This window comes from Natronohydrobacter thiooxidans (assembly GCF_001884735.1).
Lineage (GTDB): Bacteria > Pseudomonadota > Alphaproteobacteria > Rhodobacterales > Rhodobacteraceae > Roseinatronobacter > Roseinatronobacter thiooxidans_A.
Genome location: NZ_MJAP01000002.1, coordinates 126866 through 148620, shown reverse-complemented (window position 1 = coordinate 148620; position 21755 = coordinate 126866). Strand labels below are relative to the sequence as shown.

Below are 21755 nucleotides of genomic sequence, written 5' to 3'. Positions count from 1 at the left end.
ACCATCGGGGAACAGCATGCTCAAGAATTTCAAGTTCGGAACCCAGATCGCCATCAGCTTCGGCATCGTCATGGGGCTTTTCGTCATGCTGGCGGCCTTCAGCTGGACGAAACTCACACAGCTCGGCGACTATTTCGGCGAGTTCGAGAACGCGGTGCAGGTTTCCGAAGACTCCGCGGATCTCTGGGCCTTTATCAGTGACGCATCCATCGAAGTCGAACATTTCATCGAGCATCATGAAGGTGCCACCGGCGAGACCGTCATCGCGAAAATGGAACGCGTGCGCAATATGTCCATCAGCCTTGCCGAACGCGGTATCGGAGCAGCAAGGCTGATGGCAGCGCTGAAAGACCGTCATATCGACGAGGTGAACAATCTCGTGCCGTTGAATGAGCAGCGCGCGGCCTTGAGTGCCGAACTCCGTAGCCTCGGGACTGAGCATTGGCGCCATATCGAGGGGCTGCTTGCGTCTCTCGAAAGCCGCGGGGAAAAGGATCTCGCCTATCACGCCCTGCGTGCGTCCGAGAATTCTCTGATCACCCGAGACCGGATGGGCCGGTTCCTCGACTCCGGCGACATTGCCGACTTCCAGAAGGCAGGCGATCCTTATGACAGGGCCGTTGCAGAACTCGGTCGGATCCCAGTCGGCGAACTGACCGATGAAGAACGCAGCCTGATGGCGAGTGCCATGCGCGGTGTCAGCGAATACTGGGCCGTCGCGCTGGAGATGAAGACTGTCGAGATTGAGGCACGCCGGGCGCTGGACGACGTGCTCGGCACGACAGAAGAGGTGCGGCAGTTGATGGCAGAGGTTCGACGGCAAACCCGTGCAGAGCGCATTCGCCGCTCGGACGAGATCTATCGTCATATTGGCGGGATCGTCACCTACATGCTGGGCGGTGTGGTCCTCGCATCAGTCATCGCGGCGGCTCTGGGTATCTTCCTGTCGATTGTCCTTTCTCGGCGCCTCGCCGCGACCCTTGATCAAACCCTGAAGCTTGCTTCGGGCGATCTGGCGGTCGAGATCACCGGCACTGACGGCAGGGGAGATCTTGCGCAATTGTCGCAGGCTCTCAAGGTATTCAAGGAAAATGCCATCCAGCGCGTCGCGGATGAACAAGCCGCGCGCCAGGCACGCGCCGAGTCGATTGAAGTCCGGGAGACCCAGTCGAGAATCCAGGCTCGTGTTGTCCAAGATATCGGCGACGGGCTCAAACGTCTTGCCGAGGGGGACGTGACGCATCTCATCGAAAGCCCAGCGGATGATCCTTTCCCTGCAGAGTATGAAACGCTGCGCACGGCCTTCAACAGCCTGACATCGACATTGTCCTCGACATTGTCGCGAGTCTCGGATGTCGCGGTAAGCGTTCGGTCCGGTTCGGACGAGATCACGGCCGCCGCCATGGACCTTTCGTCGCGCGCGGAAACCCAGGCCGCGACGCTGGAGCAATCCGCTGCCGCGCTCAATCAGTTGACGGAAAGTGTGCAACTGACCGCGACCCGGGCCAAGAACGCGCAGAAAGTGTCGGAAGAGAACAGGGTCATCGCCGAAGCCGGTGCGGAAGTGGTGCGCGACGCCGTCGATGCAATGAAGAAGATCGAACGCTCCTCGGAACAGATCAATCGGATCATCGGTGTCATTGACGACATTGCCTTTCAGACAAATCTGCTTGCCCTAAACGCAGGGGTAGAGGCAGCCCGGGCCGGAGAAGCCGGGCGCGGTTTTGCCGTCGTGGCGTCAGAAGTCAGGGGGCTGGCGCAACGGGCGTCCAATTCAGCCCGGGAAATCAAGTCCTTGATCTCGGAAAGCACCAGGCAGGTCGAAACCGGGTCAACGCTGGTCGACAAAACCGGCCAAAGCCTTGAGGAGATCCTGCGCAAAGCTATCGAAGTATCGGAACATGTCGCAGCCATCGCGGTTACAACAGTTGAACAATCGACGGGCCTTGGCGAAATCAACGTCGGAGTCAGCCAGCTCGATCAGGTAACGCAACAGAACGCCGCCGTTGCGCAGGAAACCAATGCAGCGGCAAATTCGCTGCAGCGTCAGGCGGAGAATTTGCAACGAGAGCTTGAGGGCTTCAAGATCAGCCACCCGTCCGGTCATGGCGCCAAGGGCGTCATAGCTATGCCAAAACCGCGTGCAGGCTGGCCGCCGGATGCCGCGGCGCGAAGGTCAAAGGCGACACCGGCCCAAAAGGCGGCGGGAGCGGAATTCCTCGATTTCTAGCGGCTCGCCGAAATAGTCCTGGCTCGACAGCGGATCGGCAACATGGTTCGCACTCAGCACCAATAGGCAGTGGGTGAGGATGCGCAAGACAGACGAGACGGGCGCGTCACTGTTCAGCGATGCCGATCTGGAAGAGCGCAAACTGCGGCGACACCCTTTGCGCAAGATCAGGCAGATTGGCGGCGGAGCCAGCGAAGAGCGATTGATGAAGTGGATGGCTCCCGCTCGCGGCATCGCAATGTGCCATCTAGGGTGCTGTAAACATGATCGATAAAGGGAGTCATCCGTAGTCCAGAGCAGCACAGTCGGGATCGATCCGACGAGTTCTGTTTTCCAGCCGCAGGGTGTCAACTCAGACGGGGGCTAATGGCCTGCCGGTCAGGGCGTCGCCAGATGCTGGACTGCTTCCAGCGGCCAGCGTTCGGCCTGATCATCCGCAAGGCTTGAGCAAGCGCCCAATATCGGGCGCGCGCGTTGTTCAGATTCGGTCCTGAGGCACGGCGTCTGGTGAAACGCCGCCCGTGGCCCCAATAGGGCGCCTATCCTGACCCTTTCGCATTACGCTGGCACCAGCCGAATATCGGCGGGGTCAAAACCCAAATGGGCTGTATCACCGATTCGCAAGGTCTGCGCCTGAGGTGCGGTGATTGCGAAGATTGTCCCAAGCGGGCTATCGAGCGTGTATTGCACCGAATTTCCCAGCCAGGCCGCATAGCTGACTGCAGCCGCGACGGTCTGGCGCCCCGGTTCGCGCGACAGCTGGACATGATGCGGACGCAGCACCATCTTTGCGGGACCAGTAGCCGCGCTGGCCAGTGGCAAGGCCAGACGTCGGTCCAGATAGGCGACTTCGGTGCTGTCGCCCGCAGCTATCACCTCGACATCGATCAGATTCGCATCACCAATGAAATCCGCGATGAAACTCGATGCCGGACGGTCATAAAGGTCAAAGGGTGTGCCTTCCTGAGCAATCTCGGAGTTTTTCATCACGATGATCCGGTCAGAGACGGCCATGGCCTCTTCCTGATCATGGGTGACATAGACCGCAGTCAGGCCAAGGCGTTGCTGGATTTCGCGGATCTCTTCGCGCACATGGCGGCGCAGCTTGGCGTCAAGATTGGACAATGGTTCGTCAAGAAGCAGCACTTCAGGCTCCAGCACAATCGCGCGCGCCACGGCAACCCGCTGCTGTTGTCCTCCCGAAAGCTCTGAGGGCAGCCTTGCGCCAAAACCTTTCAGCCCGACAGTTTCCAGTGCCACTTCAGCGCGGGCATGGGCTTGGGCCTTGGATATACGCTGCACTGTCAGGCCGTAAGCGACGTTCTCGATCACGCTCATATGCGGAAACAGCGCATAGGACTGAAACACCATCGAAACCTTGCGATAGGTGGCGGACAGATGCGTGACATCCTGCCCCCCGATCAGGATGCGCCCTTCCGAGGCGGATTCCAGCCCGGCAATCAGCCGCAGCGTCGTGGTCTTGCCGCAGCCCGAAGGCCCCAGCAGCGTGACCAGTGTGCCCGGCCTGATATCCAGCGAGAGCGGTTTGAGGGCTGTGACCGCACCAAAGCGCTTTGTGACATTCTCGAAGCGAACGGACCCTTTCATCGGGCTCTCTCCTGTTTCAGGTGGTTTCAAGGCGATCAGTGCGGCGCAGTTTGCGTCGTCCGATCGCGAGTTGCAGGGCAATGATCACAGCAAGCATGGTGACGATCAGCACCGCGGAATAGGCGATGGCGATGCCATATTCGCCATTCTCGACCCGGCCCACCAGGAAGGACGTCGCCATGTTGTAACGCGCCGAGACGAGGAAGATCACTGCCGAGACCGAGGTGATGGCCCGCACGAAACTATAGGTCAGTGCCGCCAGAATGGCCGGCCCCATCAAGGGCAGGATGACCCGGCGCAAGGTGGTGAAGGAGTTTGCGCCAAGCGTGCTGGAGGCTTCATCCAGAGATTTGTCGAGCTGGCTCATGGCGGCAATCCCGCCCCGCACGCCCACAGGCATGTTGCGGAAGATGAAGCAGATCACGAGGATCAGGCCGGTCGCCGTCAGCTCAATGGGTGGGAAATTGAACGCCATCACATAGGCCACACCGATGACCGTGCCGGGGATTGCGAAGGAGAGCAGGGTCGAGAACTCGAAGGCATTCTTACCCGCGAAATTCTGCCGCACCAGTAGATAGGCCGTCGCGAGCCCCACTGCTGCGGTGAGGGGCGCGGCAATGGCAGCGATGGACAATGTAGTGAAGAAACTGTCCCAGGCAGCCCCCGTGAAATGGACCCCGTTGCGCACCACTATGTTGAAGGCGCGCCGGTAGTGATCCAGCGTCAATGTATGATCATAGCCCCAGAGGCGTGTGAAGCTGCCAAAGACGATCAGCACATACAGCACCAGCGTAAAGGCGGCCCAGGGCAGCGCCAGCGCATAGCAGGTCCAGCGCAGGGCCGGGTTCAGCGCGGCATTGCGCCCGCTATCGGCCTTGCCCGTGACGGTTGCGTAATTCTTGCGCCCCAGCCAGAGGCGCTGCGCCACAAAGGTCGTCAGCGTCAGCGACAGCAGGATCAGCGACAGGATTGCGGCCTTTGCTGGATCGGCGACCGTGCCGACAATGGCGAAATAGATCTCGGTCGAGAGCACATTGAAATTGCCGCCCAGCACCAGCGGATTGCCGAAATCCGCCACGCTTTCGATGAAGCCCAGCAAAAAGGCATTGGCCAACCCCGGCCGCATCAGTGGCAGCGAGACATTGCGGAAGGTTTGCCAGCGATTGGCGTTCAGGGTCTGGCTGGCTTCCTCCATCGAGGGCGAGACGCCTTCGACAACGCCGATCAGCACCAGAAAGGCAATCGGCGTGAAGGACAGCATCTGTGCCAGCCACACCCCCCAGAAACCATACAGCCAGCGGGTTTTCTCGATCCCGAACAGATCGCCGAAGAACACTGTCAGCGTACCGGAGCGGCCCAGCAGCAGGATCAGTACCAGCCCGATCACGAAGGGCGGCGTGATGATCGGCAGGACCGTCAGCACCCGCAACAGGCGCTTTGCGCGGAAATCAGTGCGCGTGAAGATCAGCGCGAAGGCAAGCCCCATGACCGTTGTACCTGTCGCGGTGGCGAGCCCCAGAAGCGTTGAATTCACCGCGACGCCGCATTGCCCGCGCCCGGTCACGCAGGCCAGCGACCAGATATCGGGGGCGAAGAAACGCGGCAGGAACTCGGTCAGCCCGAAACCCTGTCCACCGCGCAATTCGAATGCGCTCGTGAAGATGAAGGCCATCGGGTAGAAAACGAAAGTGGCCACCAGTGCCACGATGGCCCCGACCATGCCGGTGATGAACGCATCGCCGCGACCGCGCCCCAGCCCGGAAATGCCGGTCGTGATGATGAACAGCAATGCGGCGGCGAACACGAAAGCGCCCATGCCCATTCCGGGCTGCGTCACTCCCTCAAAGACCGTGGCCCGCGCGCCAAAGCCCACGACGAACAACCCCTGCCCGATCAGCAGGCCAAGACCAAGGGCACCGCTGATGACCAGGGCTTGCGCCTGCTTGACGGGTGATTTTACCAGGAACAGCGCAGCCGCCGACAGGATCAGGCCCAGCAGCGGCAACCACAACCATGGCCGCTCGCCGATTGCCCAGAGAATGGCCGGCGCGTCTTGGGTGCTCAGAGTGTCGAACCAGCGGAAATGCCAGAAGCTTCCGCGGACGTCATACCAGGGCAGCAGACAAAAAGCTGCAAGCCCGATCAGGAGCCAGAGCCCCGCCGTGCGTTTCATGTCGATTTCCTGAATACTGGGCGTTCTGAAGGTCCGTCCCGCGTCGGCACCGGGACGGACCAGACAGGTTGGCGTTTCGTTATTCTTCGAAATTGCCGCCCTGTGAGCGGATTTCGACTCCCCAGCGTTCCAGCAGATGCTCGCGCATCTCGGACGAGCCATAGGTTGCGAAATCATAGTCAATCAGCTTGACCGAGGCCATGTCAGGCGCTTCGGGATCGGTCGTCGCGGCAGGATGCGAAGGGATGTTGTAGACCCCGACCTCAAGCCCGCGCGATTGCGCCTCGGCGCTCAGAACATACTCGACCCATACCTTGGCCGCGTCGAAATTCGGCGTTCCGTTGATAATCGAGACAGCACCTGTCTCATAGCCGGTGCCTTCGCAGGGCGAGACAATCTCGACCGGGAAACCCTGCTTCTTGAGATTCACCATGTCATGCATGAACCCCACCGAGATCGTGGATTCGCCGCGCGCGACCATGCGGCCCGGAGCAGAGCCGGAACGTGTGTTCTGGTTCACATTGCGCGCGATCTCGCCCAGCAGGCTGAAGGCTTCATCCTCGCCGAAAAGCTGCACAAGCGTCGCAAGCTGGGTATAGGCCGTGCCTGATGACTGCGGATTGGACAGCGTGATTTCGCCAGCGTATTCCGGGCGTGTCAGATCGCGCCAGCAGGACGGCACGGGCATACCTTTCTGAGCCAGCAGCTCGGTATTGTAGAAAATGCCCAGCAAGCCAACATGCGCACCGATTGCGCGGCCTTCGGTCATGTCGGCCATGTTCTGTGCCCAGCCAAGAAGCTCTGATGTGTCGACGCCGCTGGCGGTCGTCAGCCCTTCATTGGCGGCGATCAGATGCGGGTCGCCGGTTCCGCCCCACCAGACATCGACCTTGGGATTCCCGGCTTCTGCCCGGATCTGGGCGAGAACCTCGCCTGTGGATTTGCGCACCATCGCCACGTCGATACCGGTATCGATGCGGAAATTCTGCGCCATCAGGTCGCACCATGCCTGTTCATTCGAACACACGACATCAAGGCTCTGGGCCGAGGCCGCGCTTGCCATCAGAGCTGCGGCAAGAGCGATTGCGCTTGCTGAAGTTCCCTTCATCCTTCTTCCTCCCGAAAACAGCCCGCACCTCCCTGATGCGGATAGGCTGACTGTTGCATGCCGGACGGACGCAACTCGATACACCGCGCGATGAACGATCTTACACATACCGGCCATAAGTATTAACAATGTTACAGGGCGCGCGATTGCGCTGTAACAAACTAAATCGCACGTGGAATTGCCAGTGCCCGGAGGATGACCCATTCTGATCACGGGAGGACGCAGCGGTGATCCGGATTTCAGCGCGCATGAATGAAAACAGCGACACGCGCAGACCCGTTGTCGCGATCATCGACGATGACGCTGACCTGCGCCAGACCCTCGCCGCCCTCATGGAAGAGAACGGGCTCGGGTCTGTCGCTCTGGCCGATGGAGCCTCTTTCTTCGCCCTTGGACCCGCGCCAGAGGTCGATCTGGCGCTGATCGATCTGAAGCTGACCAGCGAGAACGGGCTTGCGCTTGCGCTGCGTATCCGGGACCGTTTCGGCCTTCCCATCGTCATGCTGACGGGGCGCGGCGACGAGATGGACAAGATCATCGGACTGGAAACCGGTGTGGATGACTATCTGCTGAAGCCGTTCAATCCGCGCGAACTGATCGCCCGCATCCGCGCCGTACTGCGCCGCTCGGGTTATCCGGCGCTGGATCAGGCGGATCGGTCCACAAGTGCAATTGTGCGTTTTGGTGCGATGCGTCTTGATCAGACACGCCGTGAATTGCTGGGTCCGGATGGTTCGGAAATCCCGCTGACCAATGCGGAGTATCGCCTGCTGGACTATCTGTTGCGCAACCCTGACCGGGTGATCCCGCGAACCGAGTTGCTCCATGAACTGGGCAACGACCTGTCACAATATATGGACCGCACCATAGATGTGCTGATCCTGCGCCTGCGGCGCAAGATCGAGACTGTTCCCTCGAAGCCCATTCATCTGCAAACCCGTCGCGGGCAGGGCTATGTCTTTGTGCCGCGAAGTCCCGCATGAACCGCCTGTCGATCAAGGCCCGCCTGCTGACAGCCCTTTCGGTTCTAGCGAGTGCCACGCTGATCGTCGGCATCGTGGCCTGGGTCGCCCTTGGCCAAGGGACCGAACGTCTTGAGCGGCTGCACCAGGATACACTGGCGCGCGTGGATGCGGCACTGCGCCTCTCGCGCCAGTCTGCCGATCTGGCGACCGAGGCGCCTTACCTGCTGACCCTCGACAGCCCGTTCAGGATCGCACAGGAAGGGGCGCGCGCGCAGGGTCTGTTGCAGCAGATTGCCGAGGATGTCGCCGGGGATCCGGCGCTGTCAGATATGCTGATCCAGACCCGGCGGGCCATCGAGGCGCTGGTGGAGGAAACACTGCTGCGCGCCGGATTTCGTGACCGTGTGCTGCGCCTGAATGCAGAACTGGCGAGCATCGAACGTCACGCCGCTGCGCAATCGGCAGAGGCTTTGCTGGGCCCGGCAGAACGTCAGGCCTGGATGATGCTGCAGGGGCAGGCTGCAGCCCTGCTTGGTGCAGGCCGTGCAGAAAATCTTGTGGGCGTCGGGGAATATCAGCGGGCATTTACCGCCAATGTCACCCAGGCAAGCCGTGCCAGTTTCCGCCCCGACCCGGCCACCCAGGAACGGCTACGGCTGATCGCGCAGGGGCCCGAGGGCCTGTTCGAGATGCGCAGGCTGGAACTGGCCAGCAAGCTGCGTGCCGAGGCCGCGCTGATCAGCATCAGGCAGGCTGCGTGGGAACTGACAGCCTATTCCGCCGCGCAGACCGAGCAGGCGCAGGCAAGGATCGCCGAAGAACGCGCGCGGGCCACGACGGCAATCGCGGTTGCCAAATCAACAATTCTGACGGTGGGAACGACCAGCGCAATTGTGGCGCTGTTGGCGGCGCTGTTTGTCTCGCAATATGTTACAGGCAATCTGCGCCGGATTTCGGATGCGATGATGCGGCTTGCCTCTGGCGACAGGCAGGCGCGATTGCCACGCGGGGCCGGGCATGGTGACGAGATCGGCAAACTGTTTCACGCCTTCCGTGTCTTTCGCGCCAATGCCATCCGGCTGGACCGTTCCAACCGGCAGATGGCGCGGCGCACGGTGCTTTATGACAATATGATGAAGGGGATCAGCGATGGCGTGGCCATCTTGTCAGAGCAGGGCAACCTGATCGCCTATAACGCGCGGCTGGCCGAGGTTCTGCGTATTGATCCCGCGCGTTTGTCAAACCGGCCTAAACTGGCGCAGATCGTTGACGATGGCAGTGCCCCGGATTTTGCCGCGCAACCATCCGGAACACGCGAGGTCACGACCGATGAGCGCCATCTGGAATGGCGTTCCAGCCCGCTGCCCGATGGCGGCATGGTGGTGCTGGTAGCCGATGTCACCGAACGGCGCAATGTGGCGGATCGATTGCAGCAGATACAGCGGATCGAGGCGTTGGGAAAAGTCTCGGGTGAAGTTGCGCATGATTTCGGCAACATCCTGTCAACGATCTCGGGCAATCTGCATCTGTTGCAAACCGCCTCTGTGGCAAAGAAAGAGGCGATGTATCAGACCATCGCCAGCGCCGTCGATCTGGGCATGTCCCTGACGGGCAGGCTATTGTCCTTCGCGCGCCGACAGCATCTGGCCCCCGAGATCGTCGATCTGACCGGGCTTGTCGAGGGCATGGCCGATCTGATCGGTTTCGCACTGCGCGACGAGATTGCGCTGCAGCTTCAGATCACCGACAATCCATTGCCCGTCCTGATCGACCCCGGACAGCTGGAAAGCGCCCTGTTGAATCTGTGTCTGAATGCAGGGCAGGCGATCAGCGACAGCGGGACAATCATCTTGCGGGTGTCAGCCCATGCCGACCAAGCAGTCATAGAGGTCGAAGATACCGGCTGCGGCATGACGCCGGAAGTGCTTGCACATGTGATGGAGCCATTCTTCACGACGCGCGAAGGTGGCACGGGGCTGGGGCTGGCCATGGTCTATGGTTTCATCAGCCAGTCAGGCGGCGATGTGACCATCACCTCGAAACCGGGCGCGGGAACTCTGGTCAAGCTCTCCCTGCCGTTGCATGAATCCGCAGACACGCCTTGCGACATACCGCGTTTCGAAATGGTTCTGGTCGTCGAGGATAATGCCCGCGACCGGACAGCCGCACAGGATCTTCTGTCGCCAGTGGCCGGATCGCTGATCTGCACAGCATCGCCCGAGGAGGCGCATGCCATCATCGCGCAAGGCCAGGTCGATCTGATCATCACCGACCTGATGCTGCATGGTCGGATCGAAGGCTGGAGACTTGCCAGAGCGGCGCTTGAGACGAACCCGGACACAAAGGCAGTGGTCGCATCAGGTCACATGCCAGCGATCAATCCGCTGGCTGACATGTTTGCCGGACGCATACAGGCAGTCGCAAAACCGCTCTCGGCCAGAAAGCTGGCAGAGGCACTTTCTCACTGACAAGGAACGGAACACAGATGGCCGATCAGCCAAAGGCGTTGATTTTCGATTGCGACGGGACATTGCTGCTCACTGCGGATATTCACTTCATTGCGATTTCCAGAGCGCTGGCTGCTCAGGAGGTGATGATCGCACGGGAGTGGTATCTCCGGCAGTCAGGTCTGGGCCGGTTGGAGCTTGCCAGTAGGATCGTGCAGGAAACCGGCGCCGCTCTGGACGTCGCGCGCTTCTGTCGCGAAAGCATCGCCGAGACCGTCGCGCTGGCGCATCTCGCCTGTCCCAATCCCCCGGTCGCGACGATTGCGCGCGACAGCGCGCCTGGGCTGCCGAAGGCGCTGGCGACCAATAGTGAGCGGCAGATCGTCACCGCCTTCCTGCGTGCCACCGGACTTGATACATGCTTTGATGTTGTCGTCACGAGAGATGATGTCAGCAAGCCGAAACCGGATCCTGCGGTTTTTCTGCTGGCGGCTGAGCAGTTGGGTATTCATCCGCATCATTGCCTTGTCTTTGAGGACAGTCCGGAGGGAATTGCCGCCGCAGGATCCGCAGGAATGTCGTATGTTGATGTCAGAAAAACGGAGAGTCTGCTGGATTTCTGCTGAGATGTCCCGGAACTTGCGCGGAGCGTTGAAAAGGTTCCGTCTTGCGCCAGATTATCCCTGATTTCAGATCAGACCCATCCGAATCGCAAGACTCGCGGCGTGTTGGCGGTTTGCAGCATCGAACTTCGCAACGGTGTTGTTGAAATAGGAATTCTCCGTGTCGGACGAAATTGCCATCTGATCCGCAACCTGCTCGGTTGTCAGCCCATTTGAGGTGACGTTGCCCCTGCCCCCTGGGCAGAGGCTACGCAATGGCGGGTCAGCCCAGCAGCAGGATCTGGACATCCGCGACATTGGTGCCGGTGGCCCCCGTCACCAGCAGATCACCTGCGGCATTCAGGGCAGCATGGCTGTCATTATTGGCCAGCAATGCTTCAGGTTCAGCGCCGGATGCGCGAATCCGATCGGGGGTGAGGACATCAACCAGACCGCCCGCGGCATCGGTCGGGCCATCCCTTCCATCGGTGCCCCCCGACAGGAACACCCAGTCGCGCCCCAATTCGGGCATTTCCATCGCGACACGCAGCGCAAGTTCCTGATTGCGCCCTCCGCGACCTGTGCCGCGCAGCGTGACGGTCGTTTCACCGCCGAAAATCAGGCAGGCGGGCCGCGTATCCGCTGCAAGGGCGGCCGCAACGATATGCTTCGCGGCCTTGCCCACATCACCGGTCAGGCGGTCATCGACAATCCGCGCGCCCTGCCCTGCCCCAGCCGCAACAGCTTCGAGGCTCATGCGGTTCGAGCCGATCAGCGTATTGCGGGCCTCGGGCAAAGGCGGGCGGACCGGTTCCGGGTCGTCGAGATAGCGCCGGACGGCTTCGGGCAGAAGCGGCCAGACCCCGCGGGCCTGCAACAGCGCGCGGGCCGCTGCACGGTCGCCAATCGGTGCGACCGTGGGGCCCGAAGCGATGGCCCGCAGGTCGTCGCCGATGACATCCGACAGAATATAGGCCGCAACCGGGGCGGGCGTGGCGTGGCGCAGGAAGCCGCCACCCTTGAGCCGGGACAACTGCTGGCGCACGAGGTTGGTTTCAGAAATCTCGAAACCATGCGCCAGAAGCAGACGGTTGACCTCGGCCTTGTCATCCAGCGTCAGCCCGTCGGCGGGGGAGGGCATCAGGGCAGAGCCGCCGCCCGAGACGAGCGCGATCACGCGATCATGGGCGGTGGCGGCGGAAAGCAGCGCGATGACCTCGGCCCCGGCACGGGCGCCATTCGCGTCGGGGACGGGGTGCCCAGCGGCGATGACCGTGGCGCCGGGCAGGTCGCGGGCGTTCTCGTAGTTCGTGATCACAAGCACGCTTCCCAGTGGTCCATCGAGATTGCGCAGCAATTCCTCGGCCATGGGGATCGCGGCCTTGCCGACCGCGACAACCAGCAGGGCGCCGCCCGGATCGGGGCGGGGCAGCGGGGCAGCGGTCAGCGCCCTGCGCAGCGCCTGAGCAGGGTCGGCGGCATCGCAGGCCAGCGCGAAAAGCTGTCTGGCGCGGTCGCGCAGGGCGCTGGCCATCTCAGGCAGCCGCAATCTGGCGGGCCTTTTCCACCAGCACCTCGGCTTGGCGGATCGAGGCATAGTCGATCAACCGGCCATCCAGCGACACCGCGCCCTTGCCTGCGGCAGCGGCGGCTTCCATCGCCTCAAGGATGCGTTGGGCCTTGGTCACTTCGGCCTCGGTCGGGCTCATGACCTCATTGGCCAGCGCGACCTGGCTGGGGTGGATCGCCCATTTCCCCTCGCAGCCCAGAACGGCGGCGCGGCGGGCGGCGGCCTTGTAGCCCTCGGGATCCGAGAAATCGCCAAACGGCCCGTCGATGGGCCGTAGCCCGTTGGCGCGGGCCGCGACAACCATACGGGCGAGCGCATAATGCCACATGTCGCCCCAATGCACCTCGCGGCTGCCGTCCTGCGACGGGTCGGTCAGGACCGCGTAATCGGGGTTCACGCCGCCGATGATCGTGGTCCGCGCCCGGGTCGAGGCCGCGTAATCCGCAACACCGAAATGCAGCGATTCGTTGCGGGGCGAGGCGGCGGCGATCTCGGTCACATTCTGCATGCCCAGAGCGGTTTCGATGATGTGTTCGAAACCGATTCGCTTCTTGTAGCCCTTCGCATCCTCGATCTGGGTCACCAGCATATCCACGGCATAAACATCGGCGGCGGTGCCGACCTTGGGCACCATGATCAGGTCAAGCCGTTCGCCTGCCTGTTCGACGACATCGACAACATCGCGATACATGTAATGCGTGTCCAGCCCGTTGATACGAACCGACATCGTCTTGGTACCCCAGTCGATCTCGTTCAGCGCCTTGATGATATTCTTGCGGGCTGCGGCCTTGTCATCAGGAGCCACCGCGTCTTCGAGGTCAAGGAAAATCACATCGACATCGGATTGCGCGGCTTTCTCGAACATCTGCGGCGCGCTGCCGGGAACCGCGAGTTCGCTGCGGTTGAGCCTTGCGGGGGCCTGACGGATGGTATGGAAGCTCATGGGCGTGGTCCTTTTCGGTCTGTTATGGGAGAATGGCTACGATTCAAGGACGGAAGATTTGTTCCCTGTCAAGAAATTTTATTTCCTTTTGGTGGTGGTCAGCGGCATCCGGTCAGCGGGTTTTCGACCCTTCCCCCGGCAGCCGCGATGCATAGTAGAAGGCGATCGCCTGCGCCCGATTCGCGACCCCGAGTTTCTCGAACATGTTGGAAAGGTGGTATTTTACCGTATTGGCCGAGATACCGAAATCGCGGGCCAGATCCTTGTTGGTCAGGCCCTGCGACAGTGCCTCCAGCAGCGCGCGTTCGCGGCGGGTGAGTGAATGAATCGGGTCGGCCTGTAGCGCGCGGATGTCCAGAAATGGAAAGACCATTTTGCCTGCGGCGACGTCCAGACAGGTTTCCAGAAGCGTCTCGACCGGGGTGGTCCGGGCCACGAATCCCGCCGCGCCAGCCAGCATGGCAAGGCGCGCGACCTCGCCCTTCTGGTCATCGCCATAGACGATAAGCCGCGGGGCCTGGGCCTGATCGCGCAAGATGTCGATCAGCTTCTGGCCACCAAGGGCCGGCAGCATCCAGTCGATGACGCCCACCCGGACCGGCACGCGCATCACCGCGCCCAAGAATCCCTCAGCCGTGGCACTGGTCGCAACCAGAGAGAATCGGGGGTCGCGGTCGAAGATCTCTGACATCGCCGACAGGACCAGCGGATTGCCATCCGCCAGCGAGACGGGGATCGGCGCGGTTTCGCCGCTACTCTGTTGCATTTTCCGCCTCCTTATACCAAAACCTACCCATTTGGCAGGATATAGTTGCGTATACCGTGGTATTCACGCCCAAATGGGTAGGTATTTTACCACCCAACAGGATACCCAAAAGCAATAGTAAGGCAGGTTGTGACGCTGGGGCAAGCGGAATTATCAATGCATCATGAAGACCCCTCGGCGCTGTCCGAGACAGCACCAGAACGCAGCCAAATGCGAGGTTCGACGAATGAACGACATGACCATCTTTCCGACCCTGGAAATCCCCGAAACATTGGCCGCAGGCCCCGGCCCCGGCAACACGGACCCGCGCGTGCTGGCCCGCTTCGCGCAGACCGGATTGGCGGATCACATGCAGGCCGACGTCCTGCGCGGCATGATCGAATGCAAAAAGATGCTGCGCGCGGTCTGGGGCACGCAGAACACCTACACCTACGGCGTCGGCGGCACCGGCTTCTCGGGGCTGGACTGCATGCTTGGCGCGATCCTGCCCGGCGACCGGGTGGTGGCCTTTGTCAACGGGACTTTCTCGGGGCTGGACGGGCTGACGATCCGCATGAAGGCCGCAACGCGCGACGAGTTGCGCGCCAACCCGCTGGACCCGCAACCCGCCTCTGTGACTATCATCAGCGTCCCGCATGGCCAGTCGGTCACCGGGGAAATCGTTGACAAGGCGCTGGCCGAGGCCAAGCCGAAATGGGCCTTCATGGCGCATTGGGAAACCGGATCGGGTCGCGTGAACGACCTGCGCGGCTTCTCGGACGCCTGCGAGCGCCACGGCGCGATGGGGCTGGTGGACGCCGTGTCGTCGCTGGGCATCGCGGATTTCGCGATTGATGACTATCCCGGCGTCGTCGGCTGGGCCTCATGCCCGCAAAAGGGCGTGCTGTGCCTGCCCCTGACCTATGCGCCGGTCAGCTTCACCGACCGCTATATCGCAGAAGTTCGGGCCAATGGCTGCCATTCCTATGTCCATAACCCGATCCTTGAAGCCCGGCACTGGGGCATCCTCGATGGCCAGGACGTGGCCGCAGGCAGCTATCACCGGACCCATTCGGGCTATGCGGTGGCCGCGTTCCACGAAGCTTTGCGGCTCACACTCCAGCACGGACGGGCGCAGCGGGCGCGGGATTACGCCTTCCATGAAAAGGCACTGCGCGATGCGGTGACGACGATGGGCTGCGCGGTCAGTTCGGACATGACCAGCCTTGTAGTTCTGAACCTGCCCCACAGGCTTGCCGGGCGCGAGAAGGAGTTGGTTCAGAACTGCCGCGCCCGGGGCTTCGGCATTTGGCCCACGCTGTCCGAGCCGGTGCAGGTGCGGATCGGGATCCTGAACCAGCTTTCTCAGGCCGCGATCTCGGACATCGTGGACCGCTTCGCCACGGCTATGATCGAGCTGGGTGCCGAGGTAGACATGGCGAAGGTGCAGGCTGTGCTGGCGCGCCACTATGGCGTCGCTGCGGCGGCGGAATAACAACCTCAGGGGAGGAGGCCGAAATGGATATTCATGAGTACCAGGCCAAGGAAATACTTGCAGGCTTCGGTGTCACCGTGCCGCAGGGCGCGCTGGCCTACAGCCCCGAACAGGCGGCCTATCGCGCCCGCGAAATGGGCGGCAGCCGCTGGATCGTCAAGGCGCAGGTCCATGCCGGCGGGCGCGGCAAGGCGGGCGGGGTGAAGCTGTGCGACAGCGACCATGAAATCGTCACCGCTTGCGAAGACATGTTCGGCCGCAAGCTCGTCACCCATCAGACCGGCCCCGCCGGCAAGGGCATCTACCGCGTCTATGTCGAAGCCGCGGTGCCATTCGAGCGCGAGATCTATCTGGGCTTCGTGCTGGATCGCAGCCTGCAACGGGTGATGATCGTCGCATCGGCCGAAGGCGGCATGGAGATCGAGGAAATCTCGGCCCAGCGGCCCGAATCGATCGTCCGTTCCACGGTCGAACCCGCGGTTGGGCTTCAGGAGTTCCAGGCGCGCGAGATCGCCTTTGCCCTGGGCATCCCGCCCGCGCTGACACAGGCGATGGTGCGCACGCTTCTGGGTTGCTACGCCGCGTTCCGCGATCTGGACGCAACCATGGTCGAGATCAACCCGCTGGTCATCACATCCGACAACCGGATCATGGCGCTGGACGCCAAGATGACCTTCGATTCCAACGCGCTCTTCCGCCATCCGCAGATCTCGGAACTCCGGGACAAGAGCCAGGAAGACCCGCGCGAGTCCCGCGCCGCCGACCGGGGTCTGAACTATATCGGGCTGGACGGAAATATCGGCTGTATCGTCAACGGCGCAGGTCTGGCCATGGCGACGATGGACACGATCAAGCTGGCTGGCGGCGAGCCTGCGAATTTTCTGGATATCGGTGGCGGTGCGACGCCCGAGCGAGTCGCCAAGGCATTCCGGCTGGTGATGTCAGACAGCAATGTGCAGGCGATTCTGGTCAACATCTTTGCGGGCATCAACCGTTGCGACTGGGTGGCCGAAGGTGTCGTTCAGGCACTGACCCAAAACCCGGTCGAGGTTCCGGTTGTCGTCCGGCTGGCGGGCACCAATGTCGATGAAGGGCTACGAATACTCGCCAAGTCCGGCCTGCCCATCATCCGCGCCACAACGCTGATGGAGGCCGCCGAACGCGCGGTCACGGCATGGCGCAACGATCAGGCGCAAAACACCAATGTGAGGGCCATCTGATGAGCATCTTTCTGGATCGCGAAAGTCGCGTTATCGTTCAGGGCATCACCGGACGCATCGCGCAGTTCCACACCAAGGAAATGATCGATTACGGCACCAATGTCGTCGGCGGCGTCGTGCCCGGCAAGGGCGGCGAGATCGTCCACGGCGTTCCGGTCTTCGACACCGTGAAACAGGCCGTCGCCGCGACCGGGGCGGATGCCTCGCTGGTCTTCGTGCCGCCCCCCTTTGCCGCCGATTCGATCATGGAAGCCGCCGATGGCGGTATCCGCTACTGCGTCTGCGTGACCGACGGCATCCCGGCGCAGGACATGATCCGCGTCAAGCGCTACATGTACCGCTACCCGAAAGAGCGGCGCATGGTGCTGACCGGCCCCAACTGCGCCGGCACCATCAGCCCCGGCAAGGCGCTTCTGGGCATCATGCCCGGCCATATCTACCTGCCGGGCAATATCGGGATCGTGGGTCGCTCGGGCACGCTCGGTTACGAGGCGGCGCAGCAGCTCAAGGATCTGGGGCTTGGGGTTTCGACCTCGGTCGGGATCGGGGGCGATCCGATCAATGGCTCATCCTTCAAGGATATTCTGGCCGAGTTCGAGCGCGACGATGAGACCCATCTGGTCTGCCTGATCGGCGAGATCGGCGGCCCGCAAGAGGCCGAGGCCGCCGAGTTCATCCGCGACCATATGAGCAAGCCGGTTGTCGCCTATATCGCTGGCCTGACCGCACCCAAGGGCCGCACGATGGGCCATGCCGGGGCGATCATCTCGGCCTTTGGCGAGAGCGCGAGTGAAAAGGTCGAGATCCTGTCCTCGGCGGGCGTCACAGTGGCCGAACACCCTTCGGCCATCGGCGCAACGATTGCCCGGTTGATGAAAAAGGCAGCGTGACGGAGGCTGATATGGCGAAACCCAAAGTTCTGGTCACGCGGCGCTGGCCCGTCGCCGTCGAGGAGAAGATGGCCGAGGTCTTTGACCTGACCATCAACCGCGATGACCGCCCGCTGGCGCAATCCGATCTGACTGCGGCGCTGGCAGATTACGACGCGGTCCTGCCCACTGTCACCGACCGCCTGCCCGCGCCGGTCTTCGATCTGCCGCGGGCGCGCACCAAGATCCTCGCCAATTACGGCGTGGGCTTTTCCCATATCGACACCGAAGCCGCCCGCGCACACGGGATCGCCATCACCAACACGCCGGACGTGCTGTCCGAATGCACCGCCGATATTGCAATGACGCTGATGCTGATGGTCGCGCGCCGGGCGGGCGAAGGGGAGCGCGAGTTGCGCGCGGGGCAATGGACGGGTTGGCGCCCCACCCATCTGATCGGCACCAAGGTTTCCGGCGCCACCCTTGGCATCGTCGGCTTCGGCCGCATCGGACAGGCCATGGCGCAGCGGGCACGCCATGGCTTCGGGATGCGGGTTCTGGTCTATAACCGCTCTCCCGTGGCGCCCGAAATTCTGGCGCGCTACGATGCCGAACAAGTGCCGGTTCTGGACGAACTTCTGCCGCAATGCGATTTCGTCTCGCTGCACTGCCCCGGCGGCGCGGAAAACCGGCATCTGATCAACGCCCGTCGGCTGGATCTGATGAAGCCCACGGGTTTCCTGATCAACACGGCGCGGGGCGAGGTGGTGGACGAACACGCATTGGCCAAAGCGCTCTGGTTTGACACCATTGGCGGCGCCGCGCTCGATGTTTTCGAGCGCGAGCCACAGATCAGCGACGAGTTGATGGGCGCCGACAATCTGGTCATGCTGCCCCATCTGGGGTCGGCCACCCGCGAAACCCGCGAAGCGATGGGGTTGCGGGTGCTGGACAACCTCACCGATTTCTTCGCGGGCCGCCCCCCCCGCGACCGGGTCGCGTGATGGGCATGGGCCGCACCGCCGCCCGGTGTGACGGTGCCGAACCGCTGCCCTCGCCCTATGCCGACCAGCTGCGCGACGAGATGCGGGCGCTGTGGCGGCAGGTGCTCGCCCGGCGCGCGCCGCAGGTCTTGGCATCAATCGAGGCAGGCGCGCATCAGATCCCGCCCGGAGATGCGGCGATTCCCTATCTGCAAGCAGCCAATATCTGGTTCCAGATCCTGAAGATCATCGACGAAAATGCCGCAGTGCGGGACCGGCGCCAGCAGGAAACCGAGGTCGGCCCCGGCAGTGTCGAGGGCAGCTTTGCTGCCGTCTTCGCCCGCGCTGAGTCAGTTCGCAGCACCGCAGAGCTTCAGGCTCTGGTGGCCGGTGGCTTCTCGGTTGGGCCAACCATGACGGCACACCCGACCGAGGCGAAGCGGGTCACGATCCTTGAGATTCACCGGCGCATCTATCGCGCGCTGATCAACCTGGAAATGCAGCGCTGGACCCCCAGCGAGCGCGCCGGGATCCTGCTGGATATCGAAAGCGAGATCGACCTACTGTGGCTGACGGGCGAGTTGAGGATCGAACGCCCCGGACCCACGGCAGAAATCGAGTGGGGTCTTCAGTTCTTTCGCGACAGTATTTTCGATGCCGTCCCGCAGCTGTTCGAACGGTTCGAGACGGCTGTCGCGGGTCGGTTCGGCACGGTTGGCCCGGTGCGGCCCTGCATCCGTTTCCATTCCTGGATCGGCGGCGACCGTGATGGCAATCCTTTCGTCACCGTCGCCGTGACACGCGATGCGGTGGCGCGCGCGCGCCGGGCGATCCTGACGCGATATGTCGAGGCGCTGACACAGGCCGCCGCCCGGCTCAGCATCAGTGCGATCATTGCCGGAGCCGATCACCCCCTCGCCGCCACCCTCGAGCCGATCATTGCCGCGACGGGCGAGGCCGAGGCCCTGCGCAAGCGCAACCCCGGCGAGTTGTTCCGCCAGGCGCTGGCGGCCATGGCGAGGCGGATCGTCGCCACCAGCGCGACGGATGCCGGGCGCTACCGGCATGTGCAGGATTTCGTCGCCGACCTGCGCCGGATTGAGGAGGCGCTGGCCGCCATCGGCTCCGAGCGTCTGGCCCATCGGCATATCCGCCCCATCCGCTGGCAGGCCGAGGTCTTCGGCTTCCGTGCGGTCACGCTGGACATTCGCCAGAACTCGACCGTCACCACCGCCACGCTGGCTGAAATCTGGTCCCTGAGCGCCACCGCGCCGACAGAAGGCAGCGCGGCTTGGTCGGCCCGCTTGCGCCGCGAACTGGCCCAGCCCGAACTTCCATGGATCGACCCCGCCCGGCTGGGCGAGGGGGCGCGGGAACTGCTGGGCCTGCTGGCCTTCATGAAGGAACAACAGGGCGGGATCGACCCCGATACGATGGGCCCCTTCATCCTCTCGATGACCCGTTCGGCCGATGACCTGCTGGCGGTCTTCCTGCTGGCCCGCTACGCGGGTTTCGGGGCCGAAAAGCTGGAGCTGCGCGTGGTCCCGCTGTTCGAGACCATCGAAGACCTGCGCGCCGCGCCGACAATCCTGGACGAGTTGCTGTCCGTCCCCCTGCCCAGCCGCAGCCTGCGATCCGACGGCGGGCAGATCGAAATCATGCTGGGCTATTCCGACAGCAACAAGGATGGCGGTTTCCTGTGTTCGACCTGGGAGCTTGAAAAGGCACAACGGCAGATCGCTCGGACGCTGACGCGCCACGGGCTGCGCCCTGTCTTCTTTCACGGCCGGGGCGGCTCGGTCAGCCGGGGCGGCGCGCCGACCGGTCGCGCCATCGCCGCCCAGCCCGCTGGCACAGTGAACGGTCGGCTGCGCCTGACCGAACAGGGCGAGGTCGTCTCGTCCCGCTATGCCAACCGGGGCACGGCGCTGGACCATCTGGAGCTTCTGGCATCGTCCGCGCTGGAGCACACGCTGCGCGACAATGAGCCACCCAGCGACCCGGAACACCGCGATCTGCTGGACGCGCTGGCGGGCATGTCGCAGGCCAGCTACGGCAATCTGATCCGCCAGCCGGGCTTCATCGACTATTTCCATCAGGCCAGCCCGGTTCAGGAACTGGCGCTTCTGAAGATGGGCTCGCGCCCGGCCCGCCGTTTCGGCGCGCAAAGCCTGAGCGACCTGCGCGCGATACCGTGGGTTTTCGCCTGGTCGCAGAACCGCCACCTGATTACAGGCTGGTATGGATTCGGCTCGGCGGTCGATTCCGTGCGTCGGTTCCGCGACGCCGCGGGCGATGCCCTGCTGCAAGACATGTTCGCGAACCACCGGCTGTTCCGCCTGATCGTGGACGAGGTGGAAAAGGCGCTCTTCCAGACCGATCTGGACATCGCAGGTCTCTATGCGTCATTGGTCGCGGATTCCGAGGTCAGAGATCGGATCTTTGGCGAGATCGCGGCGGAATACCGCCGCGCTGTTCAGGCGGTCCGGTTCCTGAACGAAGGCGCCGAGATCTGCGCACGCTTTCCGTTGATGCGCGGCAGGTTCGAGCGCGTGCGTCCCCAACTGGATATGATCAACCGCCTGCAGGTCGATCTGCTACGCGAGGCCCGAAAACCGGGCACGACAGGGATTTCGGTCCCGCTGATGCAATCCATGAACTGTGTTGCTGCTGGCCTTGGCTGGACCGGCTGACGCGTCGATCCCGCAAACCGTTGCGAACGCCCCCAGATCGACAGCTGATTTGGCTAGTAGCCCCGCCCCGCGCGTCCCCGGTCTGCTCGACGCGATCTGCGGCC

Annotated in this window: 16 protein-coding genes; 9 read left to right on the top strand and 7 right to left on the bottom strand. The window is 62.7% G+C overall.

The features are described 5' to 3' along the window. The first annotated feature begins 16 nt into the window (after positions 1-16). Positions 17-2230, top strand: coding sequence for a methyl-accepting chemotaxis protein (locus tag BG457_RS20465; protein WP_071795243.1), 2214 nt, complete (start codon positions 17-19; stop codon positions 2228-2230). Between the two features lie 558 nt (positions 2231-2788). On the opposite strand, the gene BG457_RS01845 is transcribed toward BG457_RS20465, so the two are convergent. From BG457_RS01845 to BG457_RS01835, 3 genes are all read right to left on the bottom strand, one after another. Continuing rightward, positions 2789-3838, bottom strand: a complete 1050-nt coding sequence (locus tag BG457_RS01845) for an ABC transporter ATP-binding protein (RefSeq protein WP_071795242.1) — start codon at positions 3836-3838, stop codon at positions 2789-2791. Between the two features lie 16 nt (positions 3839-3854). Beyond that, positions 3855-6011 (bottom strand): ABC transporter permease, encoded by a 2157-nt coding sequence (locus BG457_RS01840; RefSeq protein WP_071795241.1) that lies wholly within the window; start codon positions 6009-6011, stop codon positions 3855-3857. 79 nt (positions 6012-6090) lie between these two features. After that, on the bottom strand, positions 6091-7119 hold the full coding sequence (locus BG457_RS01835) for an ABC transporter substrate-binding protein (protein ID WP_071795240.1): 1029 nt from the start codon (positions 7117-7119) through the stop codon (positions 6091-6093). Positions 7120-7346: 227 nt separating this feature from the next. Between BG457_RS01835 and BG457_RS01830 the strand changes: the two genes are divergently transcribed. The 3 genes from BG457_RS01830 to BG457_RS01820 are packed head-to-tail and all read left to right on the top strand — an operon-like array spanning position 7347 to position 11157. Continuing rightward, positions 7347-8102 carry a response regulator gene (locus tag BG457_RS01830; protein WP_342715348.1) on the top strand — a complete coding sequence of 252 codons (756 nt, stop codon included), beginning with the start codon at positions 7347-7349 and terminating at the stop codon, positions 8100-8102. Further along, positions 8099-10552: an ATP-binding protein gene (locus tag BG457_RS01825; protein ID WP_071795238.1), complete on the top strand. Its 2454-nt coding sequence runs from the start codon at positions 8099-8101 to the stop codon at positions 10550-10552. The genes BG457_RS01830 and BG457_RS01825 overlap by 4 nt, the downstream gene beginning before the upstream one ends. A gap of 17 nt (positions 10553-10569) precedes the next feature. Then, the gene (locus BG457_RS01820) at positions 10570-11157 is read left to right on the top strand and encodes an HAD family hydrolase (protein ID WP_071795237.1); all 588 of its coding nucleotides are present in this window, start codon (positions 10570-10572) and stop codon (positions 11155-11157) included. 63 nt (positions 11158-11220) lie between these two features. On the opposite strand, the gene BG457_RS20675 is transcribed toward BG457_RS01820, so the two are convergent. From BG457_RS20675 to BG457_RS01800, 4 genes are all read right to left on the bottom strand, one after another. Next, on the bottom strand, positions 11221-11442 hold the full coding sequence (locus BG457_RS20675; RefSeq protein ID WP_425434898.1) for a LuxR C-terminal-related transcriptional regulator: 222 nt from the start codon (positions 11440-11442) through the stop codon (positions 11221-11223). After that, entirely contained in the window at positions 11417-12682 is a 1266-nt protein-coding gene (locus BG457_RS01810) for a glycerate kinase type-2 family protein (protein ID WP_342715347.1), read from the bottom strand. Before BG457_RS01810 ends, BG457_RS20675 begins: the two co-directional genes overlap by 26 nt. Further along, positions 12669-13646: an HpcH/HpaI aldolase/citrate lyase family protein gene (locus tag BG457_RS01805; protein ID WP_071795234.1), complete on the bottom strand. Its 978-nt coding sequence runs from the start codon at positions 13644-13646 to the stop codon at positions 12669-12671. Before BG457_RS01805 ends, BG457_RS01810 begins: the two co-directional genes overlap by 14 nt. 112 nt (positions 13647-13758) lie before the next feature. Further along, on the bottom strand, positions 13759-14412 hold the full coding sequence (locus BG457_RS01800; protein ID WP_071795233.1) for a response regulator transcription factor: 654 nt from the start codon (positions 14410-14412) through the stop codon (positions 13759-13761). A 226-nt stretch (positions 14413-14638) separates the two neighbouring features. Here BG457_RS01800 and BG457_RS01795 point away from each other — a divergent pair, with 226 nt between their 5' ends. Genes BG457_RS01795 through BG457_RS01775 form a run of 5 tightly spaced genes read left to right on the top strand, consistent with a single transcriptional unit; the run spans position 14639 to position 21651 of the window. Beyond that, a complete protein-coding gene (locus BG457_RS01795) occupies positions 14639-15886 on the top strand; it encodes an alanine--glyoxylate aminotransferase family protein (RefSeq protein ID WP_175546699.1) in 1248 nt (415 codons plus the stop codon). A 23-nt stretch (positions 15887-15909) separates the two neighbouring features. After that, positions 15910-17106, top strand: a complete 1197-nt coding sequence (locus tag BG457_RS01790; RefSeq protein ID WP_071795232.1) for a malate--CoA ligase subunit beta — start codon at positions 15910-15912, stop codon at positions 17104-17106. Next, entirely contained in the window at positions 17106-17996 is an 891-nt protein-coding gene (sucD, locus tag BG457_RS01785) for a succinate--CoA ligase subunit alpha (RefSeq protein ID WP_071795231.1), read from the top strand. Before BG457_RS01790 ends, sucD begins: the two co-directional genes overlap by 1 nt. A gap of 11 nt (positions 17997-18007) precedes the next feature. Continuing rightward, positions 18008-18979, top strand: coding sequence for a 2-hydroxyacid dehydrogenase (locus tag BG457_RS01780; RefSeq protein WP_071795451.1), 972 nt, complete (start codon positions 18008-18010; stop codon positions 18977-18979). Further along, positions 18979-21651 carry a phosphoenolpyruvate carboxylase gene (locus tag BG457_RS01775; RefSeq protein ID WP_342715346.1) on the top strand — a complete coding sequence of 891 codons (2673 nt, stop codon included), beginning with the start codon at positions 18979-18981 and terminating at the stop codon, positions 21649-21651. Before BG457_RS01780 ends, BG457_RS01775 begins: the two co-directional genes overlap by 1 nt. Positions 21652-21755: the final 104 nt, after the last annotated feature.